We start from the raw sequence: 20,079 nt of genomic DNA, 5'->3' as shown, positions 1-20,079 counted from the left end.
GTGCCGGAGCGGCAAGGGACGGGGATCGTGGAGATCTCCCGTCCCTTGCGTCCCGGGCACGGCGGTGAACACGGTCTCCAGGCGTGGCACGTGTTCAGTGATCCGCACTCTGACCGCCGAGGGGGTTAGCCCCGCAAGCTCCGCCTCACCCACCCTCAGAAAGCGGTCTGACCTGCTGCTTTGGAAGAATCGATGCCGGTCGCTGGGACTCGAATCACAGCCGGAACAAGCTCCGCAAGCCAGCGGCGTATGCACCAAATGACACCAATGCGGCGTGATGGACATCACACAGGAAGAGGAGGGGTGGGGCAGGGGGCCCACCGATGGCCTTGCCTCACAACTAGCCCTACAACTTGCTCTTCAAGTTGCCCTACAACTCGCCCTCCAGGCTGCTCTTCAACTTGCCCCCAGACGCCCCCAACCCGTGGCGTCTTCGCAGTTCAGGCAACGTGGTCAAGGGGGTGGCTACCATCCGACTACTCCCCTGCAAGGGGGTCTGGGCGAAGTACAGACCCGTACCGGGCTCCGTGGCGGTTCCCTTTCGAGTCCTCTTTCGGGTCCCTTTCGGGGTCCCGTTTCGAGTTCCGTACCGAGTTCCGTTCCGGGTCCCCTTGCCCATCTATGACATGCAGGCAAAGGCGCAGGTCAGCTAGTCGTGCACCAGTCTGGCCCACGCCGACTACTTCCCTACAGAGGGTCTGCAGGAAGCCGGACCCGATGCCGACGTCCGCAGCGGCCCATTGACAGGCTTGCCAGAACCGCGGGCCGGCCCGGGTAAGGCAGCCCCGGGCCGCGCCCACACCGGCGGTGCGCCCCACCGGCAACCAAACGCCCCAGGCGGCCAACTGAGCCCCTTTCACACCTCCGCGCAACGAATGGGGCCAACTCGCGCCCCCTGCGGCCCTCAGGGGGCCGTACAGCGGCTAGAACGGTGCAGTGGGGGCCTGTGGACGGTCATGGTCAACGGCCGGCCAAGCTCCCACCGGGCGGGCAGCCTTGACTGCGATGTCCGCAGCCACCGCGGCCTCGGCCCGCTGACGGCGTCCTTCCTTCCACACCGCCATCCGGATCCGCACCTCTGCCTCGAGCTCGGTACCGCGCAGGCCTTCAGCGACCAGGACCGCGCGCAGCCGCTGCTCCTCCGCCGCCTGCCGCCCCCGCCCTGCGGCCCGGAGCGGCTCCAGCTCGCCGTCGCGGGGCGCGGGGACGTCGGTGCCCTGGCACTCGGGCCAGTCGAAGGCCGTCAGCTCCGGGCACTCCTGCCGCAGCGCCTCGGCCGCCCGGGCCTTCTCCTCGGCCCGGGCCGAGGCCGCCGCCCGCACGCGGTCCCGCTGCTCGTTCTCTGCCACGGCCTGGTCGTAGACCGCGACGATCTCCTTCGCGACCCGCTCCTGCGCCTCCACGGCCAGGCGCTGCTGCTCGGCGCCGGCTTCCGCCGCCATCCGCTTCGAGATCGCCAGACCGATCCGCTCGGCTTCCAGGTAGCCGCAGGCCCGGCACTCGGCCCCGGTGTCCAGGTGCACGCCCATCTCGCACTGAGGCAGCTTGCAGTCGGACTGCTTGATCAGCAGCTGGGCCAGGTAGCCGACCGGGCGCACGATCCGGTCCGGGCCGTCGTAGTCGTCCTCGGACCGCCACGCACCGCCGGCGCGCTCCCAGCCTCCGTGGATCCGCAGGACAGCGTGCTCCGGCCGCCGGGGGTACATCGTGAAGGCGCTCGGCCGCGGATCCGGGTCATGCCCCAGGAACTCCCGCACCGCCCGCCGCAGCGTCTTGATCCGAGACGCCGGGGCGCTCAGGACACCCAGAGCGTCGAGCATCGCGTACACGTCGTCCTCGCCCGCCACCGGCACCAGCTCGCTCACCGGCTGAGGAGCCCTCCGTCCCAACTGGCCCCTCACCTGCCGCCCACCACCGGCGTCCGAGGTGGCGCCACCCCCTGTTGCTTCTTCTCCCTGCTCGGTCGCGGCGCAGCCGCCCGGCGCAGCCGGAGTCTCCTCCCCCGCACCTTCGCGCGCCCCCGCGCTCGCGAAACCACCCGCACTTTGGCCTACGGCCGATCCATAGGGGTTGTCGCTCTCGGATGGTGACTCAGAAGGTGACTTAGATGGTTGAGGGACTTCAAGTCCCTGGGGTAGGGACTTCAAGTCCCTGGGGTAGGGACTTGAAGTCCCTGGGTCCCCCTCCTCTGTGTCCGTTTTGCCCCAGGGACTTGAAGTCCCTGGGGCGGCTGCCATGGCCGCCTTCCCGGGGCGCTTCACGCCCTTGTCCGCCCGCTCCTTCTTCGCCGGCGCCTCCGGGATGGCAGGACGGATCTCCGGGGTGATCGGAGGCCGCCCCAGGTTCGCGCGCTGCTCGTTGACGTCCGCCAGCTGCGCGGCGCTCCACCACTCCGCCGGGATCATGACCTCCCAGATGACCGGGCGCTGGGACTCCGGGATCGACAGCCACACCCGCGACCGGTGCTTCGCCTGGCGGCGAAGCAGCCCCCGGGACTCCATCGCCCGGCACTTCGCGCCGACGGTCTTCTTGTCGATCCGCGCGGCTTTCGCGAGCGTCGGATACGACCGGAAACAGTTCAGCCCGTCGAAGTCGCCCTTCACTACCAGGGCCACCAGGACGGCGCGCTCCTCGGCGTCATAGACCGGAGCATGATCAATAGCCCACAGGACTGGATACAGGCTCACCGGACACCCCCAGCAGACACCACATGGGTGCAGAGGGCGGGACGACGGCACCCAGATGCGGGGCTGAAGCGGAAGACGTGCAGGTCAAGCACGGGATGTTTTCTCCCCTATACGGGGAGCCGTGGACGGCAGTGTGACCAGACAGGGCCCTGGAATGGTGGCCTCAGAGTGAGGAGCCCCCTATCCTGGGGTATCGGTGACCACGCGGGCCCACAGGCCCACGGGCATCACCCCCGGCGAGGTCACCTCACCGGACACGACTCGGGCTGTGGAAGGTAGCGAGTCGCTTGCTGTATTGGCCGCTCCTGTTGGCGCAGGGGCGGCTTCAGCGTTTCTAAGGCACTGCGGTCGATGCCACGATGTCAGGGTGTTGCTGTGCCAGCGCTTGGAGTAGACGGCTGTAGGCCACTCGGCGTACGCCAGCGCGAGGCTCGGCCTCGCCTGCCTCCCAGCGGATGATCTGCAGCGGGCGGACGCCGACAGCCTGCGCCACCTGGCGCTGACTCAGTCCGGCCGCACGCCGAAGCGGCCCCCGAAGGACAGGGGGCAAGAGCGGCGTTTGGGCATGCAACAGCATGTCTACGGCTGCCACAGGGTCATGAGTGGCCGTCACCTTCACCTCCAATAGCAAGAGATGTGAAAGATACTCGCAGATCGTTGTTCTGTCCGTCTGATCGACGGGCGTGTCGGCCTCTTTGGCCCGCTCGGATAGGCGGTGGTTTCCTCTCGCTGGCTGCGGCAGCAGCTGCCGACGGCGTCCACATCGCGGGGCTCGTCCCATGGTCCGAGCCCCGCTGCTCTATCCGTAGGGTGCGACCTATTCTTCGGTGGCGGCGCCGTAATAGTCGCTGGTGGCGGGGGTTACTGGCCAGGTGGCAGAAATGCCGCGGGGCAGAGGATATCCGACGGAGAAAAGGGCCGCTGACATCCTGATGTCCTGAACTTCTGCGACTCGTGGTGGCGTCTCATCAGTGCCATCGAAATACGTGACACGGAGCGCGCGCAAAAGAGGAACTCCCATCCGCGGCATGCTCAGGGCGTCGGCTTCGTCGGGCGAAGGCATCCTTGCAGACACTTCTTCTCGCCAGGACAGGGGGCGCCCGCCCCACTCCTCAAGGCGGTCATACATCCCACCAGTTCCCGTGCTTCCGGTGAGCTGCGGGAGTTCCTCCCCCACCCATTGGGCGAGCCAGCTGTCAGCGAGCTGACGATGGGTTTCCACGTCGTGGTCACCGACGATGCGTCGCCGTACCGTCAGGGGAGCGCCGGCCTCGACGCCCAGAATGTCGGCCACATCAGCCGGGGCCGGGGCGGTAGTTACGCGGAGCGGCTCGCCTTCGGGCCACTGGATCGGCCGCCAGTGCTGAGACTCCGAGCCGCTGTAGTAGCCGAGCTCGTCCCTCTCCATCTGCCGGTCGCGCACGACCAGTCGCAGGCGGTCGGGGTGCTCACGGACGTAGTGCCCCGACCGCCGTCGGGATTCGATCAACCCTTCACGGGTGAGCACACCCCAGGCTTTGCGGACCGTGATGTCGCTGACGCCGTACTCCGCGGCGATTTCTCGCATGAGCGGCAGGGCCGAGCCCGGGGGGTACTCCCCCGATGTGATGCGTTCGCGCAGCTCACGCGCGATCTCCTCGTACCTGGCCACTGTCCCACTCCTCCCGCCGGCCGCTGTCGATATTTAGCGTATACGTCAATCTTGCGTCCGGCTAGCTCTGTCGTATACGATAACTCATGTCAGCCGGAGCGGCCCCCGGTTGGAGCCAGGGGCCGCCCGTGTCCCCTCAGGTGCGGGGACCCGTTGCCGACGTTGGAGCGTCGGACCCGGCTGTCGGACCTGCCCATGTGATGGAGGCCGACATGTTGATGCTTGCAGACAGGGGACGCTGGCGGCGTCCCCGGAGGAGTGCGCGGCGCGCTGAGGTTCGGACCTGGACGGCCATGCCGTCTCGGTGTGGCACGGCGAAGGCCGTGGCCCAGGACCCGGTGCCGGGTTTTGGGTTCGGTGGTGACGAGCTGCGGGTGCGGGCGCACCTGCGGGGGCTGGGGGTGACGCTGTGATGCTCTCCCTGAACGCCCGGCGGGTCGCCCAGGACCCGGGGCCGGCGGAGGCGCCGGCTTGTCAGGGGGCGGGGATCGACCCCGACTTGTTCTTCCCGGAGGCCTCGCACGCGGCGGGGCCGCCGAGCCTGGCGGAGCGGCGGGCGCTGCTGGTGTGTGCCGGGTGCCCGGTGCGGGACTGGTGTCTGGCGCGGGAGATGGCGGAGTGCACCGTGGAGACCCGGATCAACGGGGTGCGCGGTGGGCTCCGCCAGGCGGACCGGCGGGCGCTGTTCGTTGAGCTGCGGAAGCGGAAGCGGGGCCAGCAGTGAGCGCGGGCGGGGTGCCCCCGATGCCCCCGCTGCCGCCGGGTTGGCCGGCGGCGCGCCCGCAGGTCGCCGCGGTGGTGCCGGAGCCGGAGCGGGAGCCGGACTGGCTCGACGCGTTGTACGCCTACCCGGACCTGGCGCCGGCCGAGCCCGTGGTTGCCGAGCCCGCGCCGGAGCCGGAGGCCGCCGCGGAGGCGGAGGCTGAGCCGGGTGAGTGGCTGCGGCCGGCGGAGGGCTACTGGCCCTCGATGCCCGCGGCGCCGTCCCTGCCGGAGCGGCCCGCGCTGTCCAACGAGTCGAAGCAGTTGCTGGAGAACGCGGCGGCGGTGGCCGGCGGTTGGTGGATCGGGCTGGAGCCGCTGTACGCGGGGTGGATCAACGACTGCGGGCGGAACTCGATCTCGGGCGCGCTGGTGCTGGGCGGCGTGCTGTGCCTGGGGACCGCGGCGGTCTGGGACCGGAGGACCCGGCACTGGCACCCGGTGATCCGGTGGATCGCCCGGATCCCCCTGGCCTCCGCGGTGACCGCGCTGGCCCTGTACGCACCCGCGACCCCGTTCCATCACTGACAGGAGAGTCATGTTCGAGCACATCGAGACCCTGCATGTGATCGCCGCTGAGCAGACGGCCGGTGAGGGGTTCAGCATCGGCGGCGCGCTGCTCGGGTCGGTCGGCGCCGGCGGCCTGGCGCTGGCCGGGACCGCCAGTCTGATCGGCGGCATCAAGGAGCCCAAGGCCAAGGCCGGTGGGGACGGCGCCGGCGGGGCCAAGAAGGGCAAGATCCGCCGGAAGCTGACCAGCCCCGAGGCCACCGGCCTGGGGCTGGCCACGGGGACGTGCTGGATGGCGGCCGGCTCCATGTGGACGGTCGGCGGCCAGGTGTCGAACGCATTCGCGCAAACGTTCACTTCCGGCGGGTTCGGCACCGTGGGCATGGGCGGCGTCTCCCTGCTGCTGGCCGCGTTCATGTACTTCCGGGAGCCGCGGCCGGCCACGGCGGCGCTCACCGGGCTGGTGACCGCGGGGGTGTGGGCGCAGGCCGGAGGGATCTGGGGCCTGCCCCAGGCGCTGCTCCTGACCGGGGTCCACGCGATCGGGGCGGCGTGATGGCCGACGCCGAGCTGGCCCCCGCGGCCGAGGACCAGGAGGAGCTGGAGGACGGGCCGGTCCTCGAGCTGGTAGCCGAGCCGGGTAGGGCGGCCCGGGTGCGTGCTGAGCTGCGGCCCTACCTCCCTACCCGGGAGGCCCTGGCCGCCGCGTTGGCGGGGGTGGGGCCGGGGTCGCGGGTCCTGATCGGCCGGGGCTGGGCCTGGGCGAGGGAGGACCCGGCGTTCCGGTTCGGCGGGTCCGCGTTCGGCGGCTACGTCGCGGTGACCGCGCTCCCGGCCGCGGCCGGCCCGTACGCCCCGTGGCTCCTCCCGGCCGCCGGCGTTGCCTGGTGCGTCGCCGCCCGCCTGAACGCCCCCACCCCTGGGGCCAGCAGCGGCCCGGGGGCGGCTCCGGCCGGGAAGGGAGCCGAGCCCTGCGCGGAGGGGGAGGGCTCGGGGGACTGCGCTCCCCCGGAGCCGGTGGTGGTGGCCGAGGCGCCGCCCCGGACCCACCTGGTCGCCTTGGTGCACTCGGTGGCGGGCACCAGCGACAGCGGTACCGGGGCGCACCTGGCCGACGTCCTGGCCGCCGCTCAGCGCTCCGGCGAACTGGCCGGGTGGGACCAGGCCGCGCTCCGCGCCGAGATCGAGTCCTGGGGGGTGCCGGTCGAGGAGAAGCTGAAGCTGAAGTTCAACGGCCGGCAGTCGGTCCGTCAGGGGGTCCGAGTGAGGGACCTCCCGGCCCTGCTCCAGGCGGTGCCCGACCCGGCCGGGGAGGAGCCCCCGCCGGGCCCGGCAGCCAGCCCCCCGCCGGGCCCCGCTGCGGCGCCCGCGGAGCCGCCCGTTCAGGCCGCTCCCGCGGCCCCCGCCGAGGGGTAGCTCAGCCACTCCCCGCAGGCCTGTCCCCGGCCCCTCTCAGGGGCCGGGGTAGCCCGGTAGTCATCGCAGGTCAGCGCGCGTCCTACCGGCCGCCTACCAGGCCCCTACCTACCGGCCCTACCCGCCGCGTACCGCCCGCCCCGAGAGGGGCGTGGCCCCCGTCTGCCCGCTGCCCGTCCGCCCCCGCGTCGCACGCCCGGGGGCGGATCGGGGGGAGCCGCCAGCCAGCCCCGCACAGCGCGAGGCGCCCGCCTCAACCGCCAAGAAGATTCGGGCGCCCCGCTCCCATCTCTCACGGAGACAGGAGTCCCATCGTGGCACTCAACGACAAGAAGATCTCGACCGCCCCCGGCAGCAGGCCGGACCCCCGGCACGAGACGACGTACAGCTCCTCGCGCGGCGGACACCACCCGAGCGGGTCGCAGCCGACCCCGGGCGCCGGCAACGGCAGCAACGGGCGTCTGCGGGGCGACCGGTGAGCCGGGGCACGGCGCCGCGCTGCCACGGCCGGCGGATGAAGCAGGAGCGGACCAACCGCGGGACGTACCGGTGCGCGGTGTGCGGCGACTGGACCACCCGGCTCCTGACGCTCGCCCTCGGGGGTGCGTGATGGGAGACGCCGAGCGCCAGGCCGCAGCCGAGGCCATGGAAGCCGCCCGCACCGCCAGCACGGTCGCCATATGGAACGCCACCATCGCGGCCGAGGACCTGGCCGCGACGAACCAGGCCGCCGGGGCCGTCGTGGCCGAAGTTGCCGCGCACCTCGCCCAGTGACCGACCTGCGCCCCTGCGCTTGACCGCACACCCGCGGCGGCCGCGGAAGAGCACCCGCACCCGGGCAAGCCACCGCGGCCGCCCACCGGCGGGCCGGAACCACCGAGCCCGCCGTCCCCAAAGACGTGCCCTGGAGGTACTCGTGACACTGCAGCAGAGACTGCACGACCTGACGCGCAAGGGCGTTCCCCTCGCTCCGCCCGGAGCTGTGCCCGCTCCGGATGGGCGGGGCGGTGCTCCGGCCCGACAGGAGAGCAGGCAAACTGCCGGGATGGACATGACGCTGACGGACGGCCAGACGGTAGGCCAGGAGGGGGCCGTGGCCGGGGCCACCCCGGCCACGGCCGGGGCCGCTCCGCGGCCACGACAGGCCACTCCGGCCGGAGCGGAGACCGCTCCGCCCTTGCCGCGCAAGGGCGGCCAGGGGTGGCCGGGGGGCGGTGGCCAGGGGGAGGCCATGGGCCCGGCCACCGGCCAGGCGACCCCGGCCACCGTGGCCACCCCGGCGCCCGCCGGACCGAGCCGGTACGTGGGCTGGCTCCTGATGGCCGTGACCGTCGTGGGCATGCCCGTCGTGGGCGTGATCGGCTTCGCTGCCTCGTACTCGACGCTGGAGAGGTTCGCCCTCGCCCACGGATTCAGCACGACGCTGGCTCCGTGGTTCCCCATCGGGGTGGACGCGTCGATCATCGCGCTCCTGGCATTCGACCTGGTGATGGTCCGCCGCCGTACGCCCTGGCCTGTCCTTCGCCTGGCAGCGCATGTAATGACGCTGGTCACGGTCCTGTTCAACGCGTCCGACGGCATCCAGGACAACCAGTCGGTCTGGGCCGGGATCACGGCCAACCCCCTGTGGGCGCTCAGCCACGCGGCCATGCCTGGGCTTTTCGTCCTCGGCGTCGAAGGCGCCCGCAGGCTGCTGCTGCACGCCTCCCGCGTGAAGGCCGGCACCGCCGCCGACCGCATCCCGCTGCACCGCTGGGTGCTCTCCCCGATCCGTACGGGCCGGCTGTACCGGCGCATGCGCCTGGCCGCCGTGACGTCCTACCGCGACATGGTCGACCGGGAGCAGGCCCTGGAGGGGTACCGGGTCTGGCTGACCCAGGAGCTGGGTGGCGATCTGTCGAAAGCATCGGAGGTGCAGCGGCTTCCAATGACGATGGCGCCCCGCGGCTACACCGTGGAGGAGGCCCTCGCGCTCCCGGCGAAGTGGAAGGCGGAGGCGGAGGAGCGTGCCCGTGCCGAGGAGGAGCGCGAACGGGTGAGGGCGGAGCAGGAGCGTCAGCGGCGCAAGCAGCAGCAGCTGCAGGCCCTGGAGGACGACACCGACATCAAGGTCGCCGAGCACCAGGCGGCTGTCCGCGCGGGGCAGGCGGCCGCGGGGGCGGAGGCCGCGCAGGCGGCTGCGGAGTCGGAAGCGGCAGCCGCACGGGCCGCCGCGGAGCACCGCCGTGTCGCGGCGGAGCGCCTGTCCCTGACGGAGGCCAAGGCGCTGGAGTCGGCGGAGGCCGCCGCCGCGCGCCTGCAGGCGGCCGAGGACGAGGCTTCCGCCGAGCGGGTGCGGGCGGAGACGGAGCGCGTCCGGGCGCAGAAGACGAAGGCGGCAGCGGAGGCCGCCGAGGCGGAGACCCGGGCCAAGACGCAGGCGGCGCTCGCCGAGCGGGCCGATGCCGACAAGGCGAAGGCGGAGGCCGACCGGCTGGCTGCGGAGCAGACCGCCGCCGTCGCTCGGTACGAGACGTCCGTGCTCGAAGCGCGGATCCAGCAGGCTGAGGATTTCGCACGGCTGGGCCCGCGTGAGCGCTCCGAGCGCCTGGTCGCCCGGATGCTGCTCGCGGCCGGCGTCACCCCCGAGAGGGCCGAAGAGGAGTTGGGCGCGGTACCGCTCACCGAGGTCATGGCCGCGCTGAATGTGGGCCAGACCGCCGCCGGCGACATCCGGAAGGCGGCCGTCGGCCGGCTGCTGGACGGGTACCGCCCGGACGATTTCGAGCTGGCGATGGACAGCCGGACCGCCTGACCCGACACACGACGGCGGGTGCCACCCCAACCCCGGGGTGACACCCGCCGTCGCGCGTTGCCCCTCAGGGCCGACTGCCCCACCACTTCCGGCGCGAAGCGGCCGCCTCGTCGTCAGGCGATGAAGCCGACTCGGCGTAGGCCTGACCGGGCACCGTCGGACCGGCCTCCGCCACCGAGACGAGCGCGGACCGCACCGGGGCGGGAGTCAGCGCTGCCACCGCCCGCTGCAGGTCTTCAATACGAGCCAGCCGCTCGGCGAGCTGGAAGCTCATGTGCTCCACCCTGGCCTCGGCGAGCTGTTTCGCGTGCCGCTCTTCGGCCAGGGCCAGGGCATGCTCGGCGCGCACCCGGGCCAGCTCGGCCCGCAGGGCAGCCGCGTCCTGACTCTCCCCATCCGCCTCAACCTGGCCTGCGCCAGTTGCGGCCGAGGCGTCAGCCGGCGCCGGGGCGTTGAGACGGAACCCAGCCGCCAACAACGCCTCCACAGGGATCAGCCACCCGCGCTTAGGGTCCTCAACGGAACCCGACAGCTCACCGAGTTCTCGGCGGCGGCGGATCGTGGAGCGGCTGACGCCGCACGCGGCGGCGGCCTCCCGCTGGGTCAGCATCGGGCGCGTCATGCGGGCCATTCTCCCTGGTCGTGTTCCGTGGTCGAGGGCGACCCACCAGGCGGTTGCTCGCCTCGACTGCCGCCCATGCACCGCGTACCCGTGACGGTCCGGCAGGGGCGCGAGGTGGTCTGACCGCCTCTCACCGGCGGTCGGATTTAGGGTGTCGAAATTTTTCGACACCCCGGAATCGGAAGCATTTTCTCCGGCTTGAACCCTGCGGGATACCCTGCATGCGGGACCAAGGATGTTGTGGGAAGGATCCACCATGCAGGGCACGCGCATCGCGTCGTACAGCGAGAAGGGCGGCGTCGGCAAGAGCGCACTCGCGGCCGGCCTCGCAGCTGTCGCCCGCAGACGCGCCCAACAGGGCCTCATCGGGACGGTCTACGCCGCTGACCTCGACCCCCGCGGCACGTTCACGTCCGAACTCGGACTCGACCCCACCGCACTCCCCAGCAGCGTGAACGACCTCCTCGCCCTGGACAATCAGGGGGAGAAGGGGCTCGCGGCCGACGTGCTGCAGGACGCCGCCGACGCATGGTCAGGACTGCGCGTACTGGCCGCCGAACGCGTACTGGGACACCGCGAGACCGACCCGTCCACCGGCCTTGTCTTCCGCCTCCGCAACGGCTTGCACGGCGTCATGAAGGACGGCGACGTCAGCCTGATAGACCTTCCGCCCCGAGTCGGCGGCCACCTGGTCGTCGCCGGCCTGACCACCGCGACCCACGTGTTCATCCCGGCGACCCTCGACGAGGACGGCCGGCTCGGCGTGCAACACGCGATGGCCACCGTCGAGCAGGTGAAGGAGGACTACAACCCGAACCTCCAGGTCGTCGCGATCGTGCCGAGCATCGTGCCCGGCGGCAGGAGCACCCTCGGCGACGTCATCGGCAAGCACCTCGCCGACACCTACGGCCCGCTGTACCGGGACGACCTGGCCATCCCGCGCCACACCATCCGGCAGCACACCCGCTTCGCCAAGGTGCCCATCACCACGCAATCCGGCAGGGAAGCTACTGCCCTGGTGTCCGCGTACGACAAGATCCTCAGCGTAGCGGGAGTCCCCGAATGAGCAACAAGCTGATCGCGCAGGGCGTCCAGGGCCTCGAGGCGGAGACCGCGCAGCGCGCAACCCGAGTTCCCCGTGCCGCTGATGCGACAAGGGATCCGGCTCTGCCCCACCCGGCGAGCGAGCCGATCCCCGCGGCTGAGCCTGCGAGTCTGCTCCCTGCAGAGTTCGACGTCGCAGGTATCGGCGGGCTGGACACCCTCGCGCAGATTGAGCGGCTGGAAGACGCGTACCGAGCCGCAGATCGTGCCGAAGGCGCGTCGTTCCAACTCGCCAAGATGCGAGGCAGCGTTGCGAAGGGCGAACTGATCAGGCTCCTGTTGGATCGGAACGCGAACGTCGAACGCGGCATGTCGGTCGGCGCGTACGCGGAGACTCTGGGCATCGACCGTTCGTACGTCTACAAGCTCATGGACGACGCGAAGAACATCAGGGACCTCACCCAGCTGATCGACGAGACCCAGACTCCGATCATCGCTTCCCAAGCAGCTTTCCTCGCCCCGCTGTACCGGTCCGACCCCGAGGCGGCCGGCCTCGTGCTGGAAGGCGCCAAGGCGACGGGCAAGCTCTCCCTCGCGTCACTCACCTCAGCGGCGCAAGACCTCGGTCTCGTGCCGGCCGCCCCGGAGAAGCGCACCCCCGAACCCAAGCCGACACCTTCGAAGCCGACGGCAGAGATGGCGGGCCAGCTGTCCTTCGCAGATGCCTATCGTGCCCTCGCTCCACGGCGCATTGAGGAACTGGTCCAGGAGGACCCCGATCAGGTCTTGGCGCAGGTGAAGCTGATCGAAAGCGAACTCGCGCGTGTGCTGCGCCGGGTCGAAACGGCCAAGAAGACCGCCCGCAGGGCGATGAGCGCTTCGTCGGACCAGAAATGACCTGACCCTGGCCCAAGCCTTCGTTGGCGGGTAGAGCCGTTGTGGATGTGGGTCACCCAAATTTGGGTGACCCAAACGAAGCGTGCCTGAACAGCCGACTGGCTAGCTTGTCAGCTAGCTGACGCGCTTGCCAGGTCACTTCGTGGGGTGCGAGTCAGCGAGCCTACTCGGCTGGGGGCTTGAGGTCAGGTGGTGGCAGCGAGGAAGAGCGCGGCCAGCCCGAGGGCCAGGGCGTGGGCGGCCTGGTCGACGTGGGCGGCCCCTCCGTGCTCGGCCCAGCTCTCCTGGCGGGCGAGGCGCATCCAGCGGGCCACGGGCCAGCGCCGGTCGATGAAGCCGTGGGTCGCCCCGATCCAGAGCAGGGCCGCGCAAGTCGGCCAGCCGCTGAGCGTCACCTCGTCCAGGAGCAAGGCGCCGACGGCCAGCGCGACGCCGCACAGCAGGACGTGCGTGGCGGAGTGGGTGAGGTTCGCGGTCCAGCCGGCGCGGCTGCAAGAGGCCTTGTGCCTGGCCTGGTGGTCCGTCTGAAGGGGGTAGTCGGCGAGCCAGTGGCCGAGGAGGAGGAGCACGAAGCCTGCTGCGAACATGGTGGTCTCCCTGGTCTGCGATCGGGTGAGGACGGGGCGGCCGTGCGCCTGGCAGTGGACGGCCGTCCCCTTTCGGACGGTGGTGGTCGCCGGAGCGGCGGTTGATGCACCACGTGAAGATCTGCACTGTCCGGAGTGCATCTGGTTAGAGTCGAAGCGGCGCCCGAGACCACCTCTCATGGACTCGGGCGCTGCTGTTCTCGCTGGGGTTGGCTACCTGGGCGTGGTGGCGGGGGTTGTGACCGTGGTGCTACTCGTCCCAGCAGGTTCGGCCGACGGCCGGCGACGGCGCCGGCCGCGAAGGCACCTCTCATACCTCCGGCGCCGTCCGTCGAGGCGCAGGTCAGGCGCGGGTGGGAGCGATGTAGCGCCGGACGGCGACCATGAGGCCGAAGGCCAGCAGGAGACCGGTCAGGTGGGCACCGGCGAGGACCGCCTTCGCGGCGGCGCCGGTGAGGTCCTGGGTGTCCGTGATGATCTGCCCGGCGGTGAAGCAGAGGCCCCAGACGAGCGCCATGGCCCCGGCGAGGATGAGCAGGCGCGCCCCGACGGGGAGCCAGTGCGGGCCCTTGGACGGGCCGGTCCGGGTGGTGACATGGGCGAGGTGGGCGGCGAGGGCCTGGTCGCGGGTTCCGGCCGTCTGACCGGGCATCCGTCCGCAGGAGCAGGAGGCCGTGTACCGGGCCGTACCGGCGGTGGCGGAGGCGTCCTCGTTGATGACCAACTGCGGCAGGTGGCGGCCGTCGTCGATGGCGAACCGGTCGAGCATCGTGTCCCCCTGGGTGCGTAAGCGGCTGCGGAAGCCGGGTTGCATGGCCGGCGTCTTCACTGGGCGGCCTGGGCCAGCGGCATGGTCTGGGCGGCCAGTTCGGTACGGCGCTCGTGGGCCTGGTCAAGATGGGCGCGAAGACGCTCGGCGGTCTGGGCCGGCGTGCGGTCGAGGTCGGCCTGGTGCTGTTCCAGCGCCGGGTGCCCGGCATCCTGGATCTGGCGGTAGGCAGCCTCGTCCCGCTCCGTGGAGCAGTAGAACGGGCGGTTGATCGCGGCCTCGGCGCGCTCGCACCACATGTCGACGCCGATCCGGGCTTCGTCCACCGCGAGGACGTAGGCGTGGTGGGCGGCCAGCCAGGACGCGGCGGTGCTCAGCGCCTCCCAGCGCAGCTCGACCTGGTGCAGCAGGCGGTCTCGGGCGGAGCGGGCGACCTGTTCGTGGGCCAGCAGGTCGCGGACGTCGGCGTAGCGGACGGTGGTGTCCATCAGGGCGACCAGCCGCATGCCCTCCGTCTGGACCTCCTGACCGCGCTTGTCGAAGGTGGGGTGCTCGGCGATCCAGCGGAGCATGGCGGCCTGGAACTCGGCGTCTGCCGATTCGCCGTTGCCGGTGAAGCCCTCGATGTCGAGCGGGGACAAGTCGGTGATCACGGTGCTCTCCTTCGGTCGGCTGCGGGGGTCGATGCCCTGAGACCTGAGGTCGTCGTAGATGGTCTGCCGGCTCTTGGCCCGGGCGGCCTCGGCGATCGCCACCACCGTGGCGCCGGCCCCCCAGGCCGCGGCGACCAGCTCGGCGCGGCGTCCGGGGACGGACCACTGGCGCAGGGCGGCCAGGGCCTGCTCGCGTTCTCTGTTCACGACCCCAGAATGCTGTCTAAGAAATGGACATGTCTATGAGTTAGACATCTATGGCTGGAAGGGGGCTGAGGCCCGCCCTGCGCGCGGCCGCTGCCACAGGCGCGGCCGCAGCGCCCCGAGACGGCCGGTCCGGCAGGTCGGGTGCCTGCAGGCGAGCAGCACCAGCGCCCGGGGCGTCCAGGCGCCCGCCCGGTGACGCGGACCGATTCCGGCCGCTCCACACCGGTGGACCGTCGCGCAGGTCGCTATCACCCGTTCTGCTGACGTATGCGCACGAACACGCCTGCATATGGCCAGAGTTGGCTGGTGAAAGGCCGGGACCAAGGATGCCCGCGCGCCGTAGATTGCCAATGGTGATCGTTTGAGCACGGTGCGCGGGGGTGGGGCATGACGCAGGACGCGGGCGGTTGGATGGACCCGGCGGACGGCGCTGCGCCGCACCCGCAACCGCAGCTGCCTCATATCCCGCCCCAGCGCCCCGAGCACGCCCCTGCCGAGGGCGTCCCGGCTGATCCGTACGGCGGCCCGCCGGACCCGTTTCTGGGCGCCCCCGTCTCGGGTGAGGAGTGGTGGCGCTGGCCGGACCCTCGCACGGAGACAGAGCAGGCCTGGGCCGAGGAGGGCCACCAGAGCAGGGAGGCGGCCTGGGAGGTCGGTGCCGCGATCGGCGAGGCCGTCGCCGCCCACCTGCCCGGCCCCCCGCCGTCACCCGCCGAGCGAGGCCTGGACCTCTCGTGGATGCGCCTGAAGTACACCGCCCCCGCGCTGCTCATCGCCGTCGTCATGGCCGTGCGTGGCGCCGGGCCGGCTCGGGCGTTCACGAAGTCGGTGGCCGACGACGGCCTGTTCGCCCCGTTGGGGGCGGTGTTCCTGGTCGCCGCCGTCTTGCTGGCGCTCAGCCTGCTGCCGGTCGGGAACCTCTTCGCGGGCCTGATCGGATCCGTGCTGCGGGGGGTGGGCATCGTCCTCGTCCGGGCTTGGCACGCCCGGGTCTTCGGCTACGTGCTGCGCCTGCTGGCGGCGGTCGTGGCGTGGTTGATCATCATCGCCGTGCTCCGCGTGGTCGGCCGTACGGCTCTCAACTGGCTGACAGGAGTGTGACGTGACCACAGCAGGTGTGGCAGGCGGCGGGATCGGAGCGGTGGCGCTCGGCCTCGTGCTGCTTTTCTACCAAATCGGCCGGTGGAAGGGCGGCGACCCGACTCCGCCGCTGCATTTTTTCGCTGGCGTCGCCCTGGCCGCGCTGCTGTTCCTCGGCGGCGGTGTGCTCGGTGTGATGGGCGGGACCGCGGCCGCGCTCGGCGACGGCCTGGGCACCTACGCCCTCAAGGGCGCCTCCGGCGTCGCCGCCGCGAGCGGTGGCACCCCGTCGCTGACCGGCGGGGAGAAGGTCGGGGTCTCCGGTGTGATCGCGGGCCTGTGCCTGCTCGCCCTGTACGCGGGTCTGATCAAGTCCGGCCGCTACGACCTGAAGTCCCCGGTGCTGCGCGGCGCGCTGGTCGGGGTGTGGCTCGGGGCCTCGGCCGGCCTGGTCGGCATGGCCATGGGCCTGATCCGCACCAGCGGCAACACGGTCGGCGACCTGCTGATCCACAGCATCTGACGGGGGAGAGGAGAGAGCGGTGAGTGAGGCGGGCCCCAAGAAGGGCGGGGGACTGGCGGCGGGCACGGCGCACCTGCGGGCCGAGTGGGGCCGGTGGTGGCGCACCGAGGACCTGACCGACACCCACATCGCGCACCGCGTCCTCAACGACCAGTACCGCACCTGGATGCGCTTCAGGCAGCGCAACAAGGCGGAGGTCTCGCAGAACATCGGCCTGCTCAAGGAGCAGCAGAAGATCGGCCGCCAGGCCCAGATGATGCAGATGAACGCGCAGCGGCAGCGGATGCGCCGCGGCGGGTACGGCGGCTACTACGGCGGCGGGGGAGCCTCGCCGGTCATCTCCTACCGGGTCATGCAGTGGTCCGCCCTGCAGATGCGCATGGGCCAGGAGGAGTTCCGGCACACCGAGGTCACGCCCTCGATGCTGGCGATCGGCCGCGGCCAGGTCCGCTCCCGCCGCCACCTGGGCGCGGGCATCGCCGCCCTGCTGCTGCCCGCCGCCTGGATCGGCCTCGCGATCCTGTCCGTCACCGCCGCGGTGGTCGTGGCCGTCGCGGCCGCGCTCGTCTTCACCGTGGCCGCCGCCGCGGCCGGACGGAACCCGGGCCACCGCCGGCCCCCGGTGCCCCGGCTGCTGTTCGTCCCGGCCGCACCGCCCGCGCACACCGAGCTCGCCGAGCCCGAACCGCAGCCGTTCCCGCTGCGCGAGGCCGGCCGCGACCCCCGAAGGGTCCGCGAATGCATGACCCTGGCCCTGGCCGCCCAGCGCGCCAAGGTCGCAGATGTCCTGCTGCCGCAGGAGACCAGCTGGGGCTGGAGCGTGCCCGTGGTCCTCTCCGGCGGCACCCTCGGCGACCTGATCCGCATCCTGCCGAGCCTGACCACCGTGCTCCGCGTCGGAGCCGGCCGCATCCTGGCCCAGCGCACCAACCCCGACGACGGCTCCGCCATTACCGTGCGGATCCTGACCTCCGACCCGTTCGCCAACCCCGGCCCGTTCCCCGTTCGCGCGCCCCGCTCGGCCTCGATCAACGACCCGTGCTCCATCGGCATCTCGATCGACGGCGACGAGACCCCTGTCATCCTCGCCGGGCAGCACGCCCTGATCGTGGCCGACTCCGGCGGCGGGAAGAGCGCGATGGTCCGGGCTCTGGTCGAGTACGCCACCGCCTGCGTGGACGCCGTCGTGGTCGACGTCGATCCCACCGGCCGGGGCCTGGGCCCGCTGCGCCCGTGCGCGGTGCGCTCCGCCCTGAGCCCGCAGGCTGCCGAAGCCGAGCTCGAGTACCTGCTGGGCCTGGCCCGCGCGCGGATCGCGACCATGGACCCCGCCGTCGACAACTGGCCCGTCACAGCCGAATCGCCTGCCGTGATCGTCGCCGTCGACGAGTGGCCGCAGCTCACCAAGCGCGGCAAGGCCGCGGGCGTGGCCCTGATGCGCATCGGGCGGAAGGCCCGCATCACGCTCGTGATCGTCACCCAGGACGCCACGGACGACGTCATGAGCGACGCCATCGCCGACGCCATCGGCCTGCGGATCATGATGCCCTGCCGGGCCGCGGACGTCCCCCTGGTCGTCGGCCAGCCCGACGCCATCGCCAAGGGCTGGCTGCCCCACCACCTCGTCCCCTCGCCAGGGGAGTGGGAGCCGGCCGACGCCGGCAAGTTCTACTGCATCACCCCCCGGCACCGAGAGCCCATCCTGCGCTACGTCCGCCACCTCGACGCCGCCACCGCCGCCATCCGAGCCCAAGAGCGCGTCAGCGCCGGCCTGCCCGTCCTCACCGCCCCCGCACCGCCGGCGCCCGCCGCCGGGCCGGCACCGGCGGCACCGATCCCCGCGATCGCGGCCGCGTTGCTCTCCGCGTTCGCCACGCACGGTGACCCCGAAAGCCTGACCGTCGCGCAGATCGCCGACCATCTCGCCGGGGTAGACCCGACGGTGTGGCGGCAGTGGGACGGGCGAGACGACCGGCTCGCGATGATCGGCCGCCGGATCCAAAAAGAGCTGCGGGACGCAGGACTGGCCATCGGCACCAAGCGCCTCTCCGAGCTCCCCGGGCGCCCGACGGGCTACCGGCTCAAGGACCTGAGAGGCGGCCTGTCGTGACCTGTCAACGACCTGTCATCCTCCTGGCAGGGCCTGTCAGTTGCCTGGCGGAATCCTGGCAGGGCCGCCCGTTCGGCCTGCCGACCTGTCACCATGAGACAGGTCACAAAACAGGTTGTGACCTGCGGTGACAGGCCGGACAGGTCAAATCGAGACCCCACCCCGGAGGGCCCGTGACCTCGCATAACCCGGCACAGCACGCCCGGGTGGCCGCCGACGCCCTCGACCGACTCCTCTACGAGGTCCGCACCGGCCGCGCCGCCTGGGCCCCGCACACCCTCCCGCCGGCCGTCACCGACCTCGCCCGCCTCGCCGAGTCCCTGGCCGCCACCGCCCAGCAGGCCGCCGCCGCCCTGGACCCCGCCGCCCCCACCACCCCCAGAAGCAGCGCCGCGCTCCGCATGGCCGGACAGGCCGCGACCACCGTGGCCGCTCAACTCCGACAGGCTCAGCGGGCCTTGCCCCGCCACTGACCGTGACCGACTCGACGACCGAAGGGGACGCCAGTGCCGATCCTCGATGACCCGTGCGCTCTCCTGCCGCCGACTGCGAAGGCCGCCTGCGAGAACAAGCTGCCCTCGCCCACCGCGCCCCCGCCGGGCGGGTCCCCCGAGGACCCCAGCAAGTCCCTGGACCCGCTGACGTCCCTCGCGCACTCCATGGCCAAGGCCGCGCAGTGGGTCGGCCACGAGCTGGGCCGGCTCATCTCCGACCCGGGCGCCGTCGACATGACGAACAAGTCCTTCATCCAGCAGTACGCCGTGGTGTTCGCCGCCTCCACCGTCCTGGTCCTGGTCCTGTGGCTGCTCGCGGTGGCCAAGCGCGCCGCCAAGGGCGTCCCGATGACCACTGCCCTCGGCGAGGCGGTCAGCTACCTCTGGCTCGCCGTCTGCGCGACCGCGTTCACCCCGCTGATCCTCTACGTCGTGATCGGCGCCACCAACGCCGTCACCACCGCGCTCGCCAACGCTCTTGGGACCTCCCCACAGGGTTTGTTCGACTCCGTCGGCGACGACCTGGTGGCCGGCAAGGTCGGCGGCGGCTCCCTGATGGTCCTGATCGTCTCCCTCGTCAGCGTCGTCCTCTTCGGGGGCCTGTGGCTCGTCCTGGTCATCCGGGCCCTGGCCATCTACGTCGGCGCGATCTTCAGCGCCGTCATCTACGCCGGGCTCGTCGACCGGGACTGGTGGGGCCACGTTCGCCGGTGGGCCGGCGTCATGCTCGCCCTGATCTTCGTCCAGCCGATCATCGTGATCACCTTCGGCCTCGCCTCCGCCCTGGAGACCGAGCCCGGCAAGAACAACGTCACCACCGGCCTGGCCATCAGCGCCATCGCGCTGGCCCTCGCCGTCTGGATGATCTCCCGCGTGCCCGCCGCCGGCGACAGCTTCCGGGTCGCCCGCGGCATGGCCAAGGGGACCGCGGCCGCCGCCCGCGTCACCGCCCGCACCACCTCGGCCGCCACCGGCGTCCTGTCGGGCATGGCCGCGCACGGAGACCGCAGCCCGGGCCGCTCCAACACCATCGGCACCCAGAAGGCACCCAACAACGTCTCCGGCGGTATGGCCGCGCACAGCAACCGCGCCCCCAAGAAGCCCAAGGACTGACCGAGCACGCCGGAACAAGGTCGAGGCCCTGCTGCAGCCTTCCAGCGCTGCAGCAGGCACATCGTTTTCGGGCCGGGCGTGACCATGGTGCCCGGAGCCCCGGCGTTCAGCAGAGCGCCGGGCGGCGGAGCCGGCGCTTCCCTTCGCACGCTTCAGCGAA

21 protein-coding genes are annotated in these 20,079 nt (G+C 71.8%); 14 read left to right on the top strand and 7 right to left on the bottom strand.

Annotation, left to right across the window (positions count from 1 at the left end):
- Positions 1–923: 923 nt before the first annotated feature.
- The 3 genes from AB0O40_RS21080 to AB0O40_RS21070 all read right to left on the bottom strand — a co-directional run bounded on the left by AB0O40_RS21080 (position 924) and on the right by AB0O40_RS21070 (position 4,338).
- Entirely contained in the window at positions 924–1,865 is a 942-nt protein-coding gene (locus AB0O40_RS21080; protein ID WP_365043647.1) for a hypothetical protein, read from the bottom strand.
- A 1,156-nt stretch (positions 1,866–3,021) separates the two neighbouring features.
- Positions 3,022–3,264 carry a helix-turn-helix transcriptional regulator gene (locus AB0O40_RS21075; RefSeq protein WP_365043666.1) on the bottom strand — a complete coding sequence of 81 codons (243 nt, stop codon included), beginning with the start codon at positions 3,262–3,264 and terminating at the stop codon, positions 3,022–3,024.
- 240 nt (positions 3,265–3,504) lie between these two features.
- Positions 3,505–4,338 carry a GntR family transcriptional regulator gene (locus tag AB0O40_RS21070; RefSeq protein WP_365043646.1) on the bottom strand — a complete coding sequence of 278 codons (834 nt, stop codon included), beginning with the start codon at positions 4,336–4,338 and terminating at the stop codon, positions 3,505–3,507.
- 412 nt (positions 4,339–4,750) lie between these two features.
- On the opposite strand from AB0O40_RS21070, the gene AB0O40_RS21065 reads away from it, so the two are divergent.
- From AB0O40_RS21065 to AB0O40_RS21035, 7 genes are all read left to right on the top strand, one after another.
- Positions 4,751–5,062: a WhiB family transcriptional regulator gene (locus AB0O40_RS21065; protein ID WP_365043644.1), complete on the top strand. Its 312-nt coding sequence runs from the start codon at positions 4,751–4,753 to the stop codon at positions 5,060–5,062.
- A 20-nt stretch (positions 5,063–5,082) separates the two neighbouring features.
- Positions 5,083–5,628 (top strand): hypothetical protein, encoded by a 546-nt coding sequence (locus tag AB0O40_RS21060; RefSeq protein WP_365043642.1) that lies wholly within the window; start codon positions 5,083–5,085, stop codon positions 5,626–5,628.
- Positions 5,629–5,638: 10 nt separating this feature from the next.
- Positions 5,639–6,166 carry a hypothetical protein gene (locus AB0O40_RS21055; protein ID WP_365043640.1) on the top strand — a complete coding sequence of 176 codons (528 nt, stop codon included), beginning with the start codon at positions 5,639–5,641 and terminating at the stop codon, positions 6,164–6,166.
- Positions 6,166–7,026, top strand: coding sequence for a hypothetical protein (locus AB0O40_RS21050; RefSeq protein WP_365043639.1), 861 nt, complete (start codon positions 6,166–6,168; stop codon positions 7,024–7,026). Before AB0O40_RS21055 ends, AB0O40_RS21050 begins: the two co-directional genes overlap by 1 nt.
- Before the next feature lie 314 nt (positions 7,027–7,340).
- Positions 7,341–7,505 carry a hypothetical protein gene (locus AB0O40_RS21045; protein ID WP_365043637.1) on the top strand — a complete coding sequence of 55 codons (165 nt, stop codon included), beginning with the start codon at positions 7,341–7,343 and terminating at the stop codon, positions 7,503–7,505.
- 130 nt (positions 7,506–7,635) lie between these two features.
- The gene (locus tag AB0O40_RS21040; protein WP_365043635.1) at positions 7,636–7,800 is read left to right on the top strand and encodes a hypothetical protein; all 165 of its coding nucleotides are present in this window, start codon (positions 7,636–7,638) and stop codon (positions 7,798–7,800) included.
- A gap of 271 nt (positions 7,801–8,071) precedes the next feature.
- The gene (locus AB0O40_RS21035; protein WP_365043632.1) at positions 8,072–9,820 is read left to right on the top strand and encodes a DUF2637 domain-containing protein; all 1,749 of its coding nucleotides are present in this window, start codon (positions 8,072–8,074) and stop codon (positions 9,818–9,820) included.
- A 64-nt stretch (positions 9,821–9,884) separates the two neighbouring features.
- Here AB0O40_RS21035 and AB0O40_RS21030 read toward each other — a convergent pair whose 3' ends face one another.
- Complete coding sequence (locus AB0O40_RS21030) at positions 9,885–10,442, bottom strand: hypothetical protein (RefSeq protein WP_365043629.1); 558 nt, start codon at positions 10,440–10,442, stop codon at positions 9,885–9,887.
- Between the two features lie 256 nt (positions 10,443–10,698).
- Between AB0O40_RS21030 and AB0O40_RS21025 the strand changes: the two genes are divergently transcribed.
- Together AB0O40_RS21025 and AB0O40_RS21020 are read left to right on the top strand one after the other, a co-directional pair.
- Entirely contained in the window at positions 10,699–11,508 is an 810-nt protein-coding gene (locus tag AB0O40_RS21025) for an AAA family ATPase (protein ID WP_365043626.1), read from the top strand.
- Positions 11,505–12,383, top strand: a complete 879-nt coding sequence (locus AB0O40_RS21020) for a hypothetical protein (protein ID WP_365043623.1) — start codon at positions 11,505–11,507, stop codon at positions 12,381–12,383. The genes AB0O40_RS21025 and AB0O40_RS21020 overlap by 4 nt, the downstream gene beginning before the upstream one ends.
- A 185-nt stretch (positions 12,384–12,568) precedes the next feature.
- On the opposite strand, the gene AB0O40_RS21015 is transcribed toward AB0O40_RS21020, so the two are convergent.
- The 3 genes from AB0O40_RS21015 to AB0O40_RS21005 all read right to left on the bottom strand — a co-directional run bounded on the left by AB0O40_RS21015 (position 12,569) and on the right by AB0O40_RS21005 (position 14,599).
- A complete protein-coding gene (locus AB0O40_RS21015) occupies positions 12,569–12,970 on the bottom strand; it encodes a DUF3307 domain-containing protein (protein WP_365043620.1) in 402 nt (133 codons plus the stop codon).
- A 343-nt stretch (positions 12,971–13,313) separates the two neighbouring features.
- A complete protein-coding gene (locus tag AB0O40_RS21010) occupies positions 13,314–13,784 on the bottom strand; it encodes a hypothetical protein (protein WP_365043617.1) in 471 nt (156 codons plus the stop codon).
- Positions 13,785–13,795: 11 nt separating this feature from the next.
- Positions 13,796–14,599, bottom strand: a complete 804-nt coding sequence (locus AB0O40_RS21005) for a hypothetical protein (protein WP_365043614.1) — start codon at positions 14,597–14,599, stop codon at positions 13,796–13,798.
- Between the two features lie 387 nt (positions 14,600–14,986).
- On the opposite strand from AB0O40_RS21005, the gene AB0O40_RS21000 reads away from it, so the two are divergent.
- The 5 genes from AB0O40_RS21000 to AB0O40_RS20980 all read left to right on the top strand — a co-directional run bounded on the left by AB0O40_RS21000 (position 14,987) and on the right by AB0O40_RS20980 (position 19,919).
- A complete protein-coding gene (locus AB0O40_RS21000; RefSeq protein ID WP_365043611.1) occupies positions 14,987–15,700 on the top strand; it encodes a hypothetical protein in 714 nt (237 codons plus the stop codon).
- Between the two features lies 1 nt (position 15,701).
- Complete coding sequence (locus AB0O40_RS20995; protein ID WP_365043608.1) at positions 15,702–16,202, top strand: hypothetical protein; 501 nt, start codon at positions 15,702–15,704, stop codon at positions 16,200–16,202.
- 19 nt (positions 16,203–16,221) lie between these two features.
- Positions 16,222–18,312 (top strand): hypothetical protein, encoded by a 2,091-nt coding sequence (locus tag AB0O40_RS20990; RefSeq protein ID WP_365043605.1) that lies wholly within the window; start codon positions 16,222–16,224, stop codon positions 18,310–18,312.
- Between the two features lie 173 nt (positions 18,313–18,485).
- Positions 18,486–18,785: a hypothetical protein gene (locus AB0O40_RS20985; RefSeq protein WP_365043602.1), complete on the top strand. Its 300-nt coding sequence runs from the start codon at positions 18,486–18,488 to the stop codon at positions 18,783–18,785.
- 33 nt (positions 18,786–18,818) lie between these two features.
- Positions 18,819–19,919 carry a hypothetical protein gene (locus AB0O40_RS20980; RefSeq protein WP_365043600.1) on the top strand — a complete coding sequence of 367 codons (1,101 nt, stop codon included), beginning with the start codon at positions 18,819–18,821 and terminating at the stop codon, positions 19,917–19,919.
- Positions 19,920–20,079 lie beyond the last annotated feature (160 nt).

The organism is Streptomyces sp. NPDC089919, assembly GCF_040684615.1.
Classification (GTDB): Bacteria; Actinomycetota; Actinomycetes; order Streptomycetales; family Streptomycetaceae; genus Streptomyces.
The sequence above is the reverse complement of the archived record's forward strand: the minus strand, read 5'-3'. Positions and strand labels throughout refer to the sequence as shown.